Origin of the sequence: Kitasatospora sp. NPDC056273, assembly GCF_042268845.1 — a bacterium.
Classification (GTDB): Bacteria; Actinomycetota; Actinomycetes; order Streptomycetales; family Streptomycetaceae; genus Kitasatospora.
Genome location: NZ_JBHJSJ010000073.1, coordinates 20787 through 37535 on the forward strand (window position 1 = coordinate 20787; position 16749 = coordinate 37535).

13 protein-coding genes are annotated in these 16749 nt (G+C 76.1%); 6 read left to right on the top strand and 7 right to left on the bottom strand.

The features are described 5' to 3' along the window. The first annotated feature begins 74 nt into the window (after positions 1-74). Positions 75-1535 (top strand): cryptochrome/photolyase family protein, encoded by a 1461-nt coding sequence (locus ACFCY1_RS37390; protein ID WP_375877427.1) that lies wholly within the window; start codon positions 75-77, stop codon positions 1533-1535. Continuing rightward, entirely contained in the window at positions 1532-3025 is a 1494-nt protein-coding gene (locus ACFCY1_RS37395; protein WP_375877428.1) for an SDR family oxidoreductase, read from the top strand. The genes ACFCY1_RS37390 and ACFCY1_RS37395 overlap by 4 nt, the downstream gene beginning before the upstream one ends. A 97-nt stretch (positions 3026-3122) precedes the next feature. On the opposite strand, the gene ACFCY1_RS37400 is transcribed toward ACFCY1_RS37395, so the two are convergent. After that, positions 3123-3977, bottom strand: coding sequence for a class I SAM-dependent methyltransferase (locus tag ACFCY1_RS37400; protein WP_375877429.1), 855 nt, complete (start codon positions 3975-3977; stop codon positions 3123-3125). 225 nt (positions 3978-4202) lie between these two features. Between ACFCY1_RS37400 and ACFCY1_RS37405 the strand changes: the two genes are divergently transcribed. Next, positions 4203-7349, top strand: a complete 3147-nt coding sequence (locus ACFCY1_RS37405) for a BTAD domain-containing putative transcriptional regulator (protein ID WP_375877430.1) — start codon at positions 4203-4205, stop codon at positions 7347-7349. A 30-nt stretch (positions 7350-7379) separates the two neighbouring features. Here ACFCY1_RS37405 and ACFCY1_RS37410 read toward each other — a convergent pair whose 3' ends face one another. Then, the gene (locus ACFCY1_RS37410; RefSeq protein ID WP_375877431.1) at positions 7380-8630 is read right to left on the bottom strand and encodes a cytochrome P450; all 1251 of its coding nucleotides are present in this window, start codon (positions 8628-8630) and stop codon (positions 7380-7382) included. Between the two features lie 187 nt (positions 8631-8817). On the opposite strand from ACFCY1_RS37410, the gene ACFCY1_RS37415 reads away from it, so the two are divergent. After that, positions 8818-9759, top strand: a complete 942-nt coding sequence (locus ACFCY1_RS37415; protein ID WP_375877432.1) for a TIGR01777 family oxidoreductase — start codon at positions 8818-8820, stop codon at positions 9757-9759. Between the two features lie 124 nt (positions 9760-9883). Beyond that, positions 9884-10771 (top strand): hypothetical protein, encoded by an 888-nt coding sequence (locus ACFCY1_RS37420; RefSeq protein ID WP_375877433.1) that lies wholly within the window; start codon positions 9884-9886, stop codon positions 10769-10771. Positions 10772-10809: 38 nt separating this feature from the next. Here the strand turns inward: ACFCY1_RS37420 and ACFCY1_RS37425 are convergent, their stop codons facing one another. After that, positions 10810-11307 (bottom strand): hypothetical protein, encoded by a 498-nt coding sequence (locus tag ACFCY1_RS37425; RefSeq protein ID WP_375877434.1) that lies wholly within the window; start codon positions 11305-11307, stop codon positions 10810-10812. A 107-nt stretch (positions 11308-11414) separates the two neighbouring features. Between ACFCY1_RS37425 and ACFCY1_RS37430 the strand changes: the two genes are divergently transcribed. Next, the gene (locus ACFCY1_RS37430) at positions 11415-11906 is read left to right on the top strand and encodes a helix-turn-helix domain-containing protein (protein ID WP_074002981.1); all 492 of its coding nucleotides are present in this window, start codon (positions 11415-11417) and stop codon (positions 11904-11906) included. 12 nt (positions 11907-11918) lie between these two features. Here ACFCY1_RS37430 and ACFCY1_RS37435 read toward each other — a convergent pair whose 3' ends face one another. The 4 genes from ACFCY1_RS37435 to ACFCY1_RS37450 all read right to left on the bottom strand — a co-directional run bounded on the left by ACFCY1_RS37435 (position 11919) and on the right by ACFCY1_RS37450 (position 16476). Further along, positions 11919-12365, bottom strand: coding sequence for an SRPBCC family protein (locus ACFCY1_RS37435; protein WP_375877435.1), 447 nt, complete (start codon positions 12363-12365; stop codon positions 11919-11921). Positions 12366-12404: 39 nt separating this feature from the next. After that, the gene (locus ACFCY1_RS37440) at positions 12405-14741 is read right to left on the bottom strand and encodes a condensation domain-containing protein (RefSeq protein ID WP_375877436.1); all 2337 of its coding nucleotides are present in this window, start codon (positions 14739-14741) and stop codon (positions 12405-12407) included. A 61-nt stretch (positions 14742-14802) separates the two neighbouring features. Further along, positions 14803-15591, bottom strand: coding sequence for an SDR family NAD(P)-dependent oxidoreductase (locus ACFCY1_RS37445; protein WP_074002979.1), 789 nt, complete (start codon positions 15589-15591; stop codon positions 14803-14805). A gap of 66 nt (positions 15592-15657) precedes the next feature. Next, positions 15658-16476 (bottom strand): AfsR/SARP family transcriptional regulator, encoded by an 819-nt coding sequence (locus ACFCY1_RS37450; RefSeq protein ID WP_049653285.1) that lies wholly within the window; start codon positions 16474-16476, stop codon positions 15658-15660. Between the last annotated feature and the right edge of the window lie 273 nt (positions 16477-16749).

Sequence of the window (16749 nt, forward strand, 5' to 3'; positions counted from 1 at the left end):
GCACCGGCGGGTTCGCGCCCCTGCCACGCGCCGACACCCGACCACCCCGACCGCACTCCTGCGAGGCACCGCCCGTGACCGTCTCCATCGCCCTGTTCACCCAGGACCTGCGGCTGCACGACAACCCGGTCCTGCACGCCGCCCACACCGCGGCCGACCAGGTCGTGCCGCTGTTCGTCCTCGATCCCGCCGTCGAGGGCGCCGGGTTCGCCGCGCCCAACCGGCTCGCCTTCCTGTCCGACTGCCTCGCCGACCTGGACGCCTCGCTGCGCCGGGCCGGCTCCCGGCTGGTCGTGCGCCGCGGCGAGCCCGCCGAGCAGACGGCCAGGGTCGCCGCCGAGGCCGGTGCCGCCACCGTCCACGTCGCCGCGGGCGTCAGCGCCTTCGCGCACCGGCGGGAGGAACGGCTGCGCGAGGTGTTCGGCGACCGCCTGCACGTGCACGACGCCTCGCTGACGGTCGTCCCGGCGGGCCGGATCACCCCGGCCGGCCGGAGCCACTACGCGGTCTTCACCCCGTACCACCGCGCCTGGCAGCAGGCCCCCCACCGCAGCGTCCTGGCCGCGCCCCGGGTGATCCGCACGCCGGACGGCATCGGCAGCGAGAACCTCGTGTTCAGGGGCCCGCTCTCGCCCTCCCTGCCGCACGGTGGCGAGAGAGCGGGCCGGGAACTCCGGCGTCGCTGGGACGTCGACGCGTACGCCGACGTCCATGACGATCTGGCGGCCGACGGCACTTCCCGGCTCTCCCCGTACCTGCACTTCGGCTGCCTGTCGGCCACCGAGCTTGCGGCAGGCGCGCTCCAGCGCGGCGGGCCCGGAGCGGAGGCCTTCGTCCGGCAGCTCGCCTGGCGCGACTTCCACCACCAGGTGCTCGCCGCCCGCCCCGACGCCGCCCACCGCGACTACCGCACCCGGGACGACCACTGGCACCACGACGAGCGCGAGGCCGAAGCCTGGCGGCAGGGCCGCACCGGCTACCCGATCATCGACGCCGGCATGCGCCAGCTCGCCGAAGAGGGCTGGATGCACAACCGGGCCCGCCTGCTGACGGCAAGCTTCCTCACCAAGTCGCTCTACCTCGACTGGCGGATCGGAGCCGCCCACTTCCTCTCCCTGCTCGTCGACGGCGACATCGCCGTCAACCAGCTCAACTGGCAGTGGGTCGCGGGCACCGGCACCGACACCCGCCCCAACCGGGTCCTCAACCCGCTGCGCCAGGCCGACCGCTACGACCCCACGGGCGACTACGTACGCCGATGGGTGCCCGAACTGGCCCACCTGCCAGGGCCGTCCGTCCACCGCCCCTGGCTCCTCGACGGAGACTACCCGCCCCCGATCGTCGCGCCCGAGGACCTCACGGCCCGGTTCCAGCACGGCCGGCCGGTCCTCGGCGCGGGCGAACGCCAGGACCGGCCGACGCGCCCGCCGGTCCACCCGGTCGCGGGCTCCGGAAGCAAGGCGGGATCCTGGTCCCGTCGGTCCGGGCACCGGCCGGAATCGACACCCTTGACGTCGGACGAGGAGCCGAGATGAACGCCTTGCGCCCCGACTCGAAGCGCTGCCTGGTGACCGGCGCGAGCGGCTACATCGGCGGCCGTCTGGTGCCCGAACTGCTCGCGCGCGGGCACTCCGTGTGCTGCCTGGTGCGCGACCCCGACCGGCTGCGGGACCAGCCGTGGCGGGCCGACGTCGACGTCGTCCCCGGCGACGTGACCCGGCCCGAAACCCTCCCGGGGGCCCTCGCCGGCGTCGACGCCGCCTACTACCTCGTCCACTCCCTCGGCACCGGACCCTCCTTCGAGACCACCGACCGGGAAGCCGCGCGAGCCTTCGGGGCCGCCGCCGCGGCCGCCGGCGTCACCCGGATCGTCTACCTCGGCGGCCTCGTGCCCACCGCGGTGCCGGAAGCGGACCTGTCACCCCACCTGAGGTCCCGCGCCGAGGTCGGACGCATCCTGCGCTCCAGCGGCGTCCCGACCGCCGAGCTGCGCGCCGCCGTGATCATCGGCTCCGGCAGCGCCTCCTTCGAAATGCTCCGCTACCTCACCGAACGCCTGCCCGCGATGGTCACCCCTCGCTGGGTGTCGACCCGTATCCAGCCCATCGCCGTCCGCGACGTCCTGGGCTACCTCGCCGCCGCCGCCGACCTGCCACCCGAGGTGAACCGCACCTTCGACATCGGCGGCCCCGACGTCCTCGACTACCAGCAGATGATGCGGCGCTACGCGCGCGCGGCCGGACTGCGCCGCCGCCTGATCGTCCCCGTGCCCGTCCTCACCCCCCGCCTCTCCAGCCACTGGGTCGGCCTGGTGACCCCGGTGCCGAACTCCATCGCCCGCCCCCTGGTCGAGTCCCTGCGCCACGAAGTCGTCTGCGGCGAGCACGACATCGCCGGGTGGATCCCGGACCCGCCGAACGGGCTGACCGGCTTCGACCAGGCCGTCACGCTCGCCCTGCGCCGCATCAAGGACGCCGACGTCGCCACCTGCTGGTCCTCCGCCTCCCTGCCCGGCGCCCCGAGCGACCCCCTGCCCACGGACCCCGACTGGGCCGGCGGCAGCCTCTACCAGGACATCCGGGAACGCACCGTCACCGCGTCGGTCACCGCCGTCTGGCGGGTCATCGAAGGCATCGGCGGTGACAACGGCTGGTACTCCTTCCCCCTCGCCTGGGCCCTGCGCGGCTGGCTCGACCGCGCGGTCGGCGGCGTCGGACTGCGCCGGGGCCGCCGTGACCCGGCCCGGTTGCGGGTCGGGGACTCCCTCGACTTCTGGCGGGTGGAGGAGATCGAACCCGGCCGGCTGCTCCGGCTGAGGGCCGAGATGCGCCTGCCCGGGCTTGCCTGGCTCGAACTCTCCGTCACACCCGACGGCGAACGCGGGGCGCGCTACCGGCAGCGGGCCCTGTTCCACCCGCACGGCCTGGCCGGACACGCCTACTGGTGGGCCATCGCCCCGTTCCACAGCGCCGTCTTCGGAGGCATGGCCCGCAACATCACGGAACGCGCCCTCCGCGCCGATTGAACGGCTCTCCACCAGCCCACGACCAGCCGCACGGCGGTCGAACCGGCCGGACGCCGGGACGCTGTAGGGGCCCCGGGCGGCAGGCGGCGGACGGGCGTCACATCCGGCGGACGCGCAGGACGCTGGTCAGCATCGGGAGGATGAACTCGCCGTCGCCGGTCTCCGGTCGGGCGGCGAGGTAGGTGCGGGTCGCCTCCAGGAGGGCCTCGCGTTCCTGCTCGGGCATGACCAGGACGCCGGCCTTAGTGGCGAGGGTCGCGACGAGGGAGTCGGCGGTGCGCCGCTGGCCGTGGGGGAACTCCGCCTGTTCCGGTGAGTCGAACCAGGCGTCGGCGCCGCCCGACGCGGGCAGGTGCATCCGGGCCGTCTCGGTGCGCCAGCTGCCGGGCACGTCGCGCGGACCGATGGCGGCGGGGCCGGTGACCCTGGCGAGGCCGGCCACCCAGGCGATGCCGTCGTCGAAGACGTTCCACAGGCCGGCCAGGACGCCGCCGGGCGCGAGGACCCTGGCGATCTCGGGCCCGGCGGCGGCCATGTCGAACCAGTGCATGGCGTTGCCGGACACCACGGCGTCGACCGACCCGTCCGGCAGGGGGATCGCCTCGGCGCTCCCCTCCAGCGCGCGGACGTCCGGCAGTGTGCCGCGCAGTTCGGCCAGCATCGCCGGGTCGGGTTCGACCGCGACGACCTGGTGGCCCAGTGCGACCAGTGTGGCGGTGAGCTTGCCCGTTCCGGCGCCGAGGTCGAGCACCCGTGGGCCGGGCGCGGCTTCGAGCGCCCAGTGCACGGCGGCGTGCGCGTAGTCCGGGCGGTGCTCGGCGTAGGCGACCGCCGCCCGGCCGAACGACGAGCTGTGCAGCCGTCGTTCGTCCTGCGCCGGCACCTGTCCGGTGGGCGCGTGGCCGCGGGTGGCATCCCGGTGGTGCCCCGTCCTGTGGTCGGTCCCCGTCATCGTGGCTCCTCGTGGTCGACGGGCTGTGCCGGGTGCACAGCGCGCGGGCGTCCGCCCGGGGTCGACCGGCCCCGGGGGCGCGAGCTATCGGTTCGATGTATCGGATCGATATATCGGGAGGGTAGGCGCTGCTGCCTTCCGGGACAAGGGACGAGGGACAAGGCCCACGTCCGCTGACCGGGGATCAGAACGGACGTACGGTCCGGTGATCGCTACCCTGGCGCGGTGACGATCGAGCTGCGCGTGCTGTCCACGGTCTCCTGCCGGGGTGAGGAGGTCACCGCGCCCGGGCTGCGAGGGCTGCTCGCCCTGCTGGCCGGGGAGGTGCGGGCCGGGTGCGGCCGGGGGCGGCTGGTGGACGGGCTGTGGCCGGAGGGCCGGCCCGAGCGGCCGGAGAAGGCGCTGCAGGTGCTGGTGTCGCGGGCCCGGGCGAAGTTCGGGGCGGAGCTGATCGTCAGCACGCCGACCGGGTACCGGCTGGGGCTCGGGGAGGAACGGGTGGACGCCTCGGCGGTGCTGCTGCACGCCGCCGCCTGCGCCGAGAAGGCCCGGGCCGGGGACCATGCCGGGGCGCTCGCCGAGGCCGAGGCGGGGCTGGAGCTCTGGGAGGGGGACACCGCGCCCGCGGAGCCCGAGGGGACGGACCCGGTGTCCGCGCTGCGCGCCGAACGGGCCCGCACCCACCGGGTGTTGCGGCGGGCCCGGGCGCTCGCGCTGGCGCGCACCGGGCGGCACGCGGCGGCCGTAGAAGCGCTCACTGAGGAGGCCGCCGGGCAGCCGCGCGACGAGGAGGTGCTGCTGGAGCTGCTGCGCTGCGAGGCCAGGACGGCCGGGGCGGCGGCCGCGCTCGGCCGGTACGACCGCTACCGCCGCGGCCTGCGGGATGCCCTGGGCGCCGACCCTGGGCCCGAACTGCGCTTGCTGCACCAGGAGTTGCTGCGCGGTGCGGCGGCTCCGGTGCGGCGCGGGGTGCCGCACGAGCCGAACCCGCTGGTCGGCCGGGAGGCCGATCTCGCCGCCGTGGCGGAACTGCTGGGCACCGCCCGGGTGGTGTCGGTGGTCGGCCCCGGCGGGCTCGGCAAGACCCGGGTGGCCGCCGCCGTGGCGCGCGGGGCGGCGCAGCGGGTGGTGCACCTGGTGCCGCTGGCCGGAGTGGCGGCCGACCAGGACGTGGCCGGGGCGGTGGCCGCCGCCCTCGGCGCCGGCGACCGGGCGGGGATCGCCAGTGTGCTCGCCGCCGGGCCGGTGCTGCTGGTACTGGACAACTGCGAGCAGGTGGTGCGCGGTGTCGCCGACCTGGTGCACGCGCTGGTGGCCGCCCGCCCTGACCTGCGGGTGCTCACCACCAGCCGCACCCCGCTCGGGATCTCCGCCGAATCGGTGTACCTGCTCCCGGAGTTGGACCGGGCGTCCGCCGTCGAGCTGTTCACCCAGCGGGCCCGGGCGGCCCGCCCGGACGTCGAGCTGCCGGCCGGCCCGGTCGCCGCGCTGTGCGCCCGGCTGGACGGGCTCCCGTTGGCCCTGGAGCTGGCGGCGGCCCGGGTACGGGTGCTGGCGGTGACCGAGATCGCCGACCGGCTGGCCGACCGCTTCGCCCTGCTGCGCGGCGGGCCCCGGGACGCGCCGCAGCGCCACCGCACCCTGCAGGCCGTGGTCGACTGGAGCTGGAACCTGCTGGACCCGCCGGGCCGGGCCGCCCTGCGCGCGCTCTCCGTCTTCCCCGGCGGCTTCACCGCCCGCGCCGCCGGGCGACTGCTCGACGACCCCGACGTCCTGACCGTCCTGACCGTCCTGGAGGACCTGGTCGACCAGTCGCTGCTGCGCCTGACCGACACCCCGAGCGGGGGACGGTTCCGGATGCTGGAGACGGTCCGCGAGTTCGGTGCGGCCGAGCGGACGAAGGCGGCGGAGGACGAGGCCGTCACCGCCCGGTTCCTGCTCTGGGCGCGGGAGTTCGGCATCGACCACCACGACGGCCCGTTCGGCCCGGCGGCCGTACCGGAGTGGCGGCTGGTCCGCGCCGAGCAGGACAACCTGGTCCGGGCGCTGCGGCTGGCCCTCGCCGCCGGGGACGGGCCCGCCGTCGCCGCGACCGCCGCCGTCCTCGCCGGGCTGTGGACCACCGAGGGCAACTACGTCCGGCTGCTCGCCCTCGCCGAGGACACCGGCGGCCCGGTCTCCCGGCTGCGGCCCGGGCCCGAACTGCTGGAGCCGGTGCGCACCCTCGCCGCCCTGAGCACCGTCAACACCCTGCTCGCCGCGGGTGGCGGGCTCGGCACCGGCACCGGCGCGCTGCGGCTGCTCGCCGCCCTGCGGCGGCTGCCCCCGGCCGCGCCGGACACCCCGGTGCGGGCCATCGCCACCGTGATGGCGGCCGTCCCGGAGGTGCTCGGCCCGAACGGCGGAGCGGACGGCGACCCGGACGGCGGGCTGTTGGCGGCCCTGTGCGCCGCCCCCGAACCCCTGCTCGCCGGTGTGGCCGAGGCGGTGGCCGGCTACCGCTGGGAGGCCGCGCAGGAGATGGAGCGGGCGACCGCCTCGGCGCGGCGGACGCTGGCGGCCTTCGAGACGCTGCCGGTGCCCTGGCTGCGGGTGCTGGCGCTCGCCCGGCTCGGCGAGCTGCATCTGCAGGGGGAGCGGGGTGCCGAGGCCCTGCCGCTGCTGGGCGCGGCGATGGCGGAGCTGGACCGGCTCGGCGACTGGAACGACATGCTGGGCCTGCGCTGGGGCATGGTGATCGGCAGTCTGCAGGCCGGGGACCCGGACGGCGCCGAGCACTGGCTGGAGCTGGCGGTGCGGCACCAGCCCGCGGAGGCCGCCGAGCTGCCCGCCCCCGAGCTGGGCGTCCGGGCCGAACTGGCCCTCGCCCGGGGCGAGGTGGACGCCGGTCTGGCGCTGTGGCGGCGCTCCGCCGAGCTGCTCGCCCGCGCCGCGGAGCCGCCCGCCGAGCCGTCCTGGGCGCTGGAGCCGATGGCGGCCTGCGTGGCCGCGCACGCCCGGTACGGCGAGTCGGAGCGGGTGGCCGCCCTGGCGGCTTCCCTCCCGGAGCGGCTGGTCGAACTGCTGGGCCGGCCGGCCGCGTTGGTGGAGGGCCCGCTCGCGGGGGCGCTGCTGCTCGCGCTCGGCCTGGTGGCGCTGGACCGGGGCGGCCGGGAGGGCGATCCCGAGCGGACCCGGACGGGCGTACGGCTGGTCGTGCTGGCCGAGCGGTTCCGCTGCCTGCGCACCTTCCAGCCGACCATGGGCTCGGCGGCGGCCCGGGCGGACGCGGAGCGGGCCGACCCGGCGGAGTACCGCCGGGCGGTGGCCGCGTACGCGGCGCCTGACCGGTCCGCCTTGGCGGCCGAGGCGCGCCGGCTGGTGGGCGGCTGAGCGCGGGGGGGCCGGCACGCCGCCGCCCGCTCAGAGCCGCACCGGCAGCCGCAGCAGGTGGAAGCCGTCGGCCGGCCAGTGGCCGAACTCCAGCCCGTCCCGCGCGACCCCGAGCGCCGCCTCCGGCCGCCGGATCAGCACCTGGTCCAGCACCACCGAGGTGACCAGCCGGCCGAGGGCCGCGCCCAGGCAGTAGTGCGCGCCGTGGCCGAACGCCAGGTGGCCGTCGCCGCGCCCGAACTCCCGGGCGATGTCGAGGCGTTCTGGCGCCTCGCCGTACTCCCGCGGGTCGTGGTCGGCGGCCAGCAGGGCGACGGTGACCGGGTCGCCGGTGCGCAGCGCCGTCCCGGCGAAGGTGAAGTCCTCGGCGGCGTACAGGGTGGCGCCGATCCGCACCAGGGTGATGTATCGCAGCAGTTCGGGCACGGCCCGCTCCAGCAGCTGCGGCTCGGCGCGCAGCCGGGCCAGCTGGTCGGGGTGGTCGAACAGGGCGAGCAGGCCGTGGGCGAGGAACAGCGCGGGCGGGGTGATGCCGGTGTTGATCAGCAGGAAGACGGCCGCGACCAGGTCGTCCTCGTCCAGCGGCTGCTCGCCCTCGCGGGTGTCGTGGGCCAGGGTGGAGATGAGGTCCCCGGTGGGTTCGGCGCGGCGGCGCGCGATCAGCTCCTTGACGTGGTCGACGATGCCGACCAGGCCCTCGACCGTGCGGCTGCCGTCGCCGTACGCGAAGTCGCGGATCCAGCCGCAGACCCGGGGCCGGTCGGCCTCCTCGACGCCGACCAGCTCGCAGATCACCTGGGTGGTCAGCGGGTAGGCGAACTCGCCGAGCAGGTCGGCCGGTTCGTCCCGGGCGGCGAGGTCGGCCAGCAGCTCGGCGGCGGTGCGCTCGACGAAGCCGCGCAGGGCGGCGATCCGGCGGGCGGTGAAGGCGCGGGTCAGGGGCGCGCGGCGGCGGGCGTGCTCCTCGCCGTCGAACAGTGCCAGGTGGCCGGAGAGGTAGCCGGCGTACTCGGCGGGGAAGCTGTCGAAGGCGGCGGCCAGCAGCTCGTCCTGCGGGTCGGATCCGGCGTCGGCCGGAGCGGCGAGCCCCGCCCGGTCCCGGATCAGCCGGGGCTCGGTGAGCGCGGCCTTGACGTCGGCGTAGCGGGTGACCAGTCGGACCGGGGTGTCCAGGCCGGGCAGGACGACCCGGGGCAGCTCGGTCTGCTCGCGGAAGCGGGCGTAGGCGCCGACGGGGTTCTCGACGTCCTCGGGGGTGAGCCGGACGGGGGTGGTGGTCATGGCGGGTCTCTCCTTCGTCACACGGCTGTGCGGCTTTCGATGCCCCGGAGCTTGCCGGGGCCCGCCTTCAGTGCGGTTTCACCGTGGTTTCAGTCGTCCGGGCGGTGGCGCGGACGGTGTAATTGAACGCGTTCAGAAGCTTGGGCTAGGCTGGGCTCCCAGGAACCGGGGGCAGGAGGGGGAAGCCATGAAGGTCGTCATTCCCGGCGGATCGGGGGCACTCGGGGCGCTGCTCGACCGGAGCCTGACCGCCGCCGGGCACCAGGTCGTGGTGCTGAGCCGCAGGCCCGCCGAGCCCCGGCAGGTCGGCTGGGACGGACGGACCCTCGGCGCCTGGGCGGCCGAGGTCGACGGGGCCGACGTCGTGCTCAACCTCGCCGGGCGCAGCGTCAACTGCCGCTCCACCGAGGCGAACCGGCAGGAGATGATGGACTCGCGGGTGCGGTCGACCCGGGTCGTCGGCGAGGCCGTCGCGGCCGCCCGCCGCCCGCCCGCGCACTGGCTCCAGATGAGCACCGCCACCGTCTACGCCCACCGCCACGACGCCCCCAACGGCGAGCTGGACGGCTTGATCGGCGGCAGCGAGCCCGGCGCCCCGGCCGCCTGGCGGCACAGCATCGACGTCGCCCGGGCCTGGGAGCGTGCCCAGGCGGAGGCCGACACCCCGCACACCCGCCGGGTCGCCCTGCGCACCGCCGCCGTCCTCGGCCCCGAGCGCGGCGGCTCCCTCGACGCGCTCTCCTGGCTGGCCCGGCTCGGCGCCGGCGGCCCCGTAGCGGGCGGCGCCCAGTACGTCTCCTGGATCCACGAGCGCGACTTCGCCCGCGCCGTCGAGTTCCTGATCGCCCGCGAGGACCTCACCGGCCCGGTCAACCTCGCCGCCCCGAACCCGCTGCCGCAACGCGCGTTCATGCGCGAGCTGCGCAGCGCCTGGGGCATGCCGCTGGCCCTGCCCGCCACCCGCTGGATGGCCGAGCTGGGCGCCTTCGCGCTGCGCTCCGACACCGAACTGCTGCTGAAGAGCCGCCGCGTCGTCCCGACCCGGCTGCTCGACGCGGGCTTCACCTTCGACCACCCCAGCTGGCCGGAGGCCGCCCGCGACCTCGTCCGGCGGCTGCGCGGGCGGTAGCGCTGTCCGGAGCGTGGTGGGCCGGGTTCGTCACGGGGCCGTCACAGCTGCCCGCCGGTGCTTGCCCGGGCCCGGCCGCTGCCGGGAGCGTGGAGCCCACACGCAGGGGACACCAGGGGGCGGGATGCGGATGGTACGGCTGTCGTACATGCGGCGACGGGTGGACATCATCGGCGTCGGCTGCCTGCTGGCCCTGGTGACGGTGATCGTGCTGGGGGAGTCCGGTCTGGCCGACCCGGGGACGGCCGTGCTCGTCGGCGCCCTGGTGGCTGGCGCGGTGGCCGTCGGAGTGCCGCACACCTTCTGGCTGCGGGAGGAGGCGGACGGCCTCACCGTGGTCCGGCTGCTGGTCCCGCGCCGCTACGCCTGGTCGGAGATCCGCGGCCTGGCCATGGAGTTCGACGAGGAGGAGGAGACCAGCGTCCACCGGGTCACCCTCCGGCTGCGCCTGGTGGACCCGCCGGGCCGGTTCTGGGGCCCGCTGCTCGGCCGGTTCGACGTCACCGACGACGACCGGCCGCGCGGCCTCGAACCGCGCGCCCTGGCCGAGCTGTTCGCCCTGTTCGGCCGGCACGGGCTGCCCGTCGACCGGCCGGAGTTCGCCGACGACGTGCTCCACACCCGCGGGCTGCCGCCGACGCCGCCCCCGCCGGTGCGGAGCGTGCTGGCCGGGCCGGTGCCCACGGCGGCTGAGGCGTACGCGGCCGCCCCGGGCGTCGCGGAGGAGCAGACGTACCTGGCGGCCTGCCGGAGCACCGCCAAGAGCCCGCCCCGCAAGCGGCGTGCCCACCTGCTGCGCGCCGCCGCGCAGGCCGACCGGATCGCGCTGGCGGGCGGTGACGCGGACCGTGAGCAGGTGGTGTGGGCGCGGATCTCGGCCGGCTACCTGTGCGAGCACGACGGCGTCACCGCCTCCACGGACGACGACGCGCGCTCGTACGTCCGCCAGCAGTACCTGGACTGGCGCCGGGCCTCCGCCGACCCGCGGCGCGTCCGCCGCGACGGGGGCTGACCGGGGGCCCGGCGTCGGTCGGCGGCGTCGGGTGCGCCCTACGGCAGCCGGGCGTGCTCGGCGCGGCTCTCGGCGATCCGCCGCGCGGCGAGGTCGCGGGCCCGGGCGCGGTCGTTGCCGGTGAGCCGGGCGAGGATCGCGGCGAGCGGCCTGACCTTGCCGAAGCCGCCCCAGTGGCCCTCGGGGATCTCGGTGGGGAACACCCAGATCCGGCCGGGGTCGCGCGGCCAGGCGCCGTCCTCGGCGTCCAGGATCGCCTCGGTGACGTCGGCGATGACGCCCGCGCGCTTGCGGGCGTCGAGCTGGCCCTCGGGCACCGACGGGACGACCTTGTAGCGCGGCGCGTTCGCGAGCTCGCCGCCGACGTAGACGGCGGCGGGCCGGTGGAGGAAGAGCCAGGACACCGAGCGGGTGACCGGGTCGGCGGGGTCGAAGCCCTCGTGGTGGATCAGGATCTCGGTGATGCGGTTGAGCAGGGCCGCTTCCGCCTCCGGGCGCAGGGCGCCGTCGGGGATGTGGACGTCGAGCATCGGCATGGCCGTCGCCTCCTGGATTTAATTTCTCAACTCAGGCGGCCCGGAGCCTAGCCCGGGCTGAGTACGGATTGTCAACCCAGGTGGGTCGGACGGGCTAGGATCGACCCATGGCGGAGCAGCGGCGGCGGATCGACCCGGTGAACTGTTCGATGGGGCGCGCCCTCGCGGCGGTCGGCGAACGCTGGTCGCTGCTGATCGTGCGGGAGGCGCTGGACGGCGTCGGCCGCTTCGGGGAGTTCCGCACCCGGCTCGGCATCGCCAGCAACCTGCTGTCCACCCGACTCGACGGCCTCGTCGCCGCGGGCGTGCTGCGCCGCGTGCCGTACCAGGAGCCCGGCGACCGGCAGCGCTTCGAGTACCACCTCACCGAGAAGGGCAGGGACCTGCGGCCCACCGTGATCGCCCTGCTGGAGTGGGGCGACAAGTACCTCGCCGACGAGGAGGGCCCGTCGGTCGTCGTCCGGCACGGCGGCGGCGAGGAGCACGACTGCGACGAACCGGTCACCCTCGTGCTGGAATGCGCGGGCGGCCACACCCACCTGCCCCCGGACTCCGTCTACCGCAGCCCGGGCCCGGGCGCCCGCTTCCTGCCGTCCTGAGCGGCCGGGCCGCTACAGCCCCAGCAGGTGGTCCAGGACCCGGCCGAACACCAGGCGCCCGGACCGCGCCAGGACCGGATCGAGCAGCGGACCGAGCGCCCGGGGCAGGCCGGCGACCGTCAGCTCCTCCGTCCAGACCGCCGCGCTGCCGCCGCCCACCGCCCGGACCCGCAGCTCGGCCCAGCCGTGCACCGGGTGGCCGCGCTTGACCAGCCGGCACCGCCCGTCCCGGCCGGGGCCGGGGACGACCAGCTCGGTGAGCTCCATCGGGTCGTCGAAACGGAACGGCCCGAGGGCCGTCCGGGCCAGGACGACATCGCCCGCCTCCCGGCCGGAGCCCCGGACCACGCGGACCCGGGTGAACGGCACCCGGTCCCCGTGCCGGGGCCAGGCCGTCAGCCGCTCCCAGCACTCGGCGGGCGGCAGCGGCGTACGGCGGATCAGGACGAAGCGGGCCACGGTCGCCACCCTAGGCCCTATCCAAGCCGCGCGGTGGCCCTAGCGGCGCCGAGGCAGGCCCCCCAGCAGGCCCGCCACCGCCGTCAGGTCGCCGTCCCCGTCGAGCAGCACCACCAGCGGCGGGTGCGCCGGCGAACCCAGCCGGGCGATCCCGCACGCCGTGGCCCCGAGCCCAGGCGGGGCGACCAGGGCGACCGGCGCGCGGGACTCCAGCAGCGGGCCGAGCACCGGTCGGTACGCGGCCGGGGGCGGGTCGTCCCCGGCGGGGCGCAGCACCCCGAGGGCCTGCGGGCCGGGCCAGTCGCGCGCGGCGCCGGGGTAGCGGGTGTGCGGGGCGTCGGGCGGGGGCAGCAGCAGGACCCAGCCCGCGCCCGGGTGGGCGGCCCGGCGCAGCACGTCCAGGCGCACCGCCGGGGCGGCCGGCTCGGTGCCCTCGGCGGCGCCGGCCGCGGGCTCGCCCAGCCGGGGCGCCGGCTGTCCGGCCAGGGTGGAGCGCAGCACCTCGGTGGTGCCCAGCCCGCTCGGCAGGTCGGGGAAGCTGCGCAGCAGGTGGGCGCTCTGGTCGAGGAGTTCGGCGGCGTCCCGGTCGGCGAGCAGGGCACGGTCGTGGGTGGTGGTGAGGACCAGCCCGCCGGTGGCGTCGTAGTGGGCGGCGAGCGTGATCGGGTACGAGGTGAGGGTGCCGGCCGGGGCCGGGCTCTCCACGTGGATGCCGTGCGCGGCCAGGTCGGTCTCCAGCCGCAGGTGGTGCGCCGCGGCGGGCTGGTGCTCCAGGACGACCAGGCTGTTCGGCCGCTGGCCGCGCGCGCCGGGCGTCCAGCGGTGGGCCTGGCCGGGGGAGACCCACTCGTACGCGGCGAGGTCGAGCACCCCGTCGCGCAGCGCCGCGAGCAGCTGCGGCACAGTGGTGCCCGGCTGCACCCGGACGGAGATCGGCAGCGGGTTGCGCAGGGCGCCGGGCAGCCGCTCGACGCCGTCCAGCGGGATGCCCCGGCCGGAGACGGTCACCGCGAAGCCGACCCGCACCGCGCGGGCCGGGCGGCGGGGCCGGTCCGTCTGCTCGGCGCGGTACAGCAGCAGCGCCCAGGCCGCCTGGAGGGCGCTGCTCTCGCCCGCGCCCCAGGCGGCCGCCCAGCCGCGCAGTCGGACCGCCTCGTACGGGGTGAGCCGGCGCCGGGCCCGGCCGCTGCCGCGCCGGCGCGGGTCGGGGGCGAGCGGCAGGACGGCGGTGGCGGGGGGCCGGGTGGACCAGAACTGCCGTGCCGCGTCGGTGCTCTGGCCGGACAGCCAGCGGGCGTGGTCGCGCAGGTCGGGGCGGCGCTGGCCGCCGGCCAGCACGCCGCCGGTCAGGTAGGCGCGGTAGAAGGACTGGAGCAGCAGCCGTACGCTCCAGCCGTCCAGCATGGCGTGGTGGTAGGTGAGCAGGACCCGGGTGGCGGGCCCCTCCCCGGCGTCCGGCGGGGCGTCGACGAGGGTGGCGCGCAGCAGGGCGGGGCGGCGCAGGTCGAAGCCGCGTCGGCGGTCGGCGGCGAGCAGGTCCTCCCACTCGGCGGCGCCGTGGCGGTGCCTGGTCACCTCGGGGACGGCGTGCTCGTGCAGCACCATCCAGGGGTCGTCGGGGCCGTGCTCGTCCCAGTCGAAGGCCGCGCGCAGCACCGTCTCGTGGTCGAAGACGGACTGCCAGGCCGCGGTGAAGCGCTCGGTGTCCAGCGGCCCGTGCCAGTTCCAGGACAGTTGCTCGACGTGCCGCCCGCCAGGCTCGGACTCCCCAATCACCTGGCGCAGCAGCTCCCGCTGGAGGGCGCTGGTGGGTACGGTGACCGGCTCCGGCGGGTGCGCCAGGGCTTCGCGCAGCTCCTCCAGCACCCCGGCGGCGCGGGCGAGCGGGCCCTGGGCGACGCCGACGAACAGCCGCCGCCCGCCGTCCGGCGCCCCGCTCCCGGAGTCGTGGCGCCCGCCGTCCCCGGTGGCGTCGCGCGCCTCCTCGACCAGGACCGCCCGCAGCCGGGGGCCGCCGGCCAGGCTGCGCCCCAGCTCCACCAGCACCCGGTCGAGCCCGTCCGGGCCGTCCACCGTCCGCTGCCAGAGCAGGTCTGCCGCGGGCCCGGCGGGGTCGTCGGCGAGGACGCTGCGCAGCGCGGCGCGCAGCGCCTCCGGCGGGTATCTCCGGTGCAGCTCGACCAGGACGAACTCCGGTGCCCGGGCGGGCCGTTCGGGGGTCCGCCGGGGCCGGGGGGCGGCGCCGGCCAGCGCGGCGCGCACCGCCCCGGCGTCCAGCGGCCCGGGCGGGCGGCCGGCGGGCAGGCAGGGCTCGGGCGCGGGTGCGCCGGCCACCAGCAAGGTGACGGGTGCGCTGGAGAACTGACGGTTCGTCATGGCTGATCAGCGGGCACCGGAGCCCTCATCCTTCCCGTGGCCGGCCGGGATCGCGCCGGGGTTACTGGGTGGCGAGCCCGCCGCAGACGTTCAGTGCCTGGGCGGTGATGCTGGCCGCGGTGGGGCTGGTGAGGTAGCCGGCCAGCGAGGCGACCTCCTCGGGCGTGGTGTAGCGGCCGAGCGGGATGTGCTGCTGGAAGTGCTGGTGGATGGTCTCGGGGGTGGTGTTGTAGGCGGTCGCGTACTCGTGGTGGATCCTGGTGGTGTGCGGGGTCTGGACGTACCCCGGGCAGATGGCGTTGACGGTGGTTCCGGTCGGCGCCAGCTCCTTGGCCAGCGCCCGGGTGAAGCCGATCACGGCGTGCTTGCTCGCGGTGTACGGGGCGCCCAGGGTGACGGCCTGCTTCCCGGCGGTGGACGCGATGTTGATGATCCGCGGGTGGGCGGTGCTGGTGATGTGGCCGTGCCGGAGGGTCTCCCGGGTGACCAGGAAGACCGCGTTCAGATTGGTGTCGATGACGTCGTACCAGAGGTCGTCGGTGGTGGTCGCGGTCGGCCCGCCGCCGGTGCGTCCGGCGTTGTTGACCAGGACGGTGATCGGGCCGTACTCGGCCACCGCGTGCCGGATCAGTTCGCCGACCTGGACGGGGTCGCGGACGTCGCAGGTGAGGCCGTCGGCCTGGTGGCCCTCGTCGCGCAGGGTGGCGAGGGCCTGGTCGATGTCCCGGGCGGTGCGGGCGCAGATGAAGACACGGTGGCCGCGGCTGCCGAGTTCGCGGGCGATGGCGAGGCCGATGCCGCGGGTACCGCCGGTGATCAGGGCGAGGGGTTTCTCGGGTGCGGTGGTCATGACGCGTCCTGTGGGTGAGGGCTGGGAGCTGGGAGAGGTCGGCGGGGACGGCCGTCCGGACGGGGCTCAGGCCGAGTACAGGTTGTAGGTGGTCGGGTGGGCCGTGGTGGGCGTGTTGAGGGTGGGGTCCAGGGTGAGGATCGCGTGCTGGAGGTGCTGGAGGTGCGGCGAGGGCTGGATGCCGAGCTCGGTGGTCAGCCGGTGCCGCAGGTGGTGGTAGGTGGTCAGGGCGCTGGTCTGCCGGCCGGCCCGGTAGAGCGCGACCATGGCCTGCGCGTGCAGGCCCTCGTGGTGCGGGTGCTGGTGGGTCAGGTGGGTGAGCTCGGGGATCAGCTCGTTGTGCCGGCCGAGCCGCAGGTCGGTGTCGATGCGGCGTTCCAGGGTGATCAGCCGGCTCTCCTCCAGGCGCATGATCTCGATGGTGAGGATCGGCCCGGGCCGGACGTCGACCAGGGCGGGGCCGTGCCAGAGCGCGAGGGCCTGGCGGAACTGGGTGGCGGCCTGGTGGTCCTGGCCGTGGTTGAAGGCGTGCTGGCCCTGGGTGGTCAGCAGGTTGTAGGTGTGGACGTCCAGGTTGTCCGGGTGGGTGGTGAGCTGGTAGCCGCCGTGCCGGGTGGTGAGGATGTCCTTGGCGGTGGCGTGCGGGGTCGGCCCGAGGGCCTGGGTGATCCGGCGGCGCAGCTGCAGGATGTACGTCTGCATCGTGGTGAGCGCCTGTCTTGGCGGGTCGTCGCCCCAGATCTCCTCGATCAGGGTGGCCGTGGGCAGGATCCGGTTCGGGTAGAGCGCGAGGAGGGCGAGGATCTGGCGCTGCTTGGCGGCGGTGGGGACGACGGAGATGCCGTTGAGGTCGGCGGTGAGGGGGCCGAGGACCCTGAGGTGCATGGCGGTTCTCCTCTCGTGCGGGTGAGTGGGGCTCGGAGGATCGTGAGCCCGTGGATTCGTGGGGCTGTGGACCCGTGGGTCCGGTGAACTGTGCGCTGCTGGTGCGGAAGTGTGTTCGAATCAGGGGGATGGTGGGGTGGATGCGTCGCACCCTAGCGGCGCCACGGAGGGGCGGCCGGATTCCTCAAGTGCCCGTCGAGCGGGGTTCCGGGCGCTCTGGTGGGGGCTTCCGGGCAGCCGGAAGCGGCGGGGCGGCCCCCGAGGAGTGGGGGC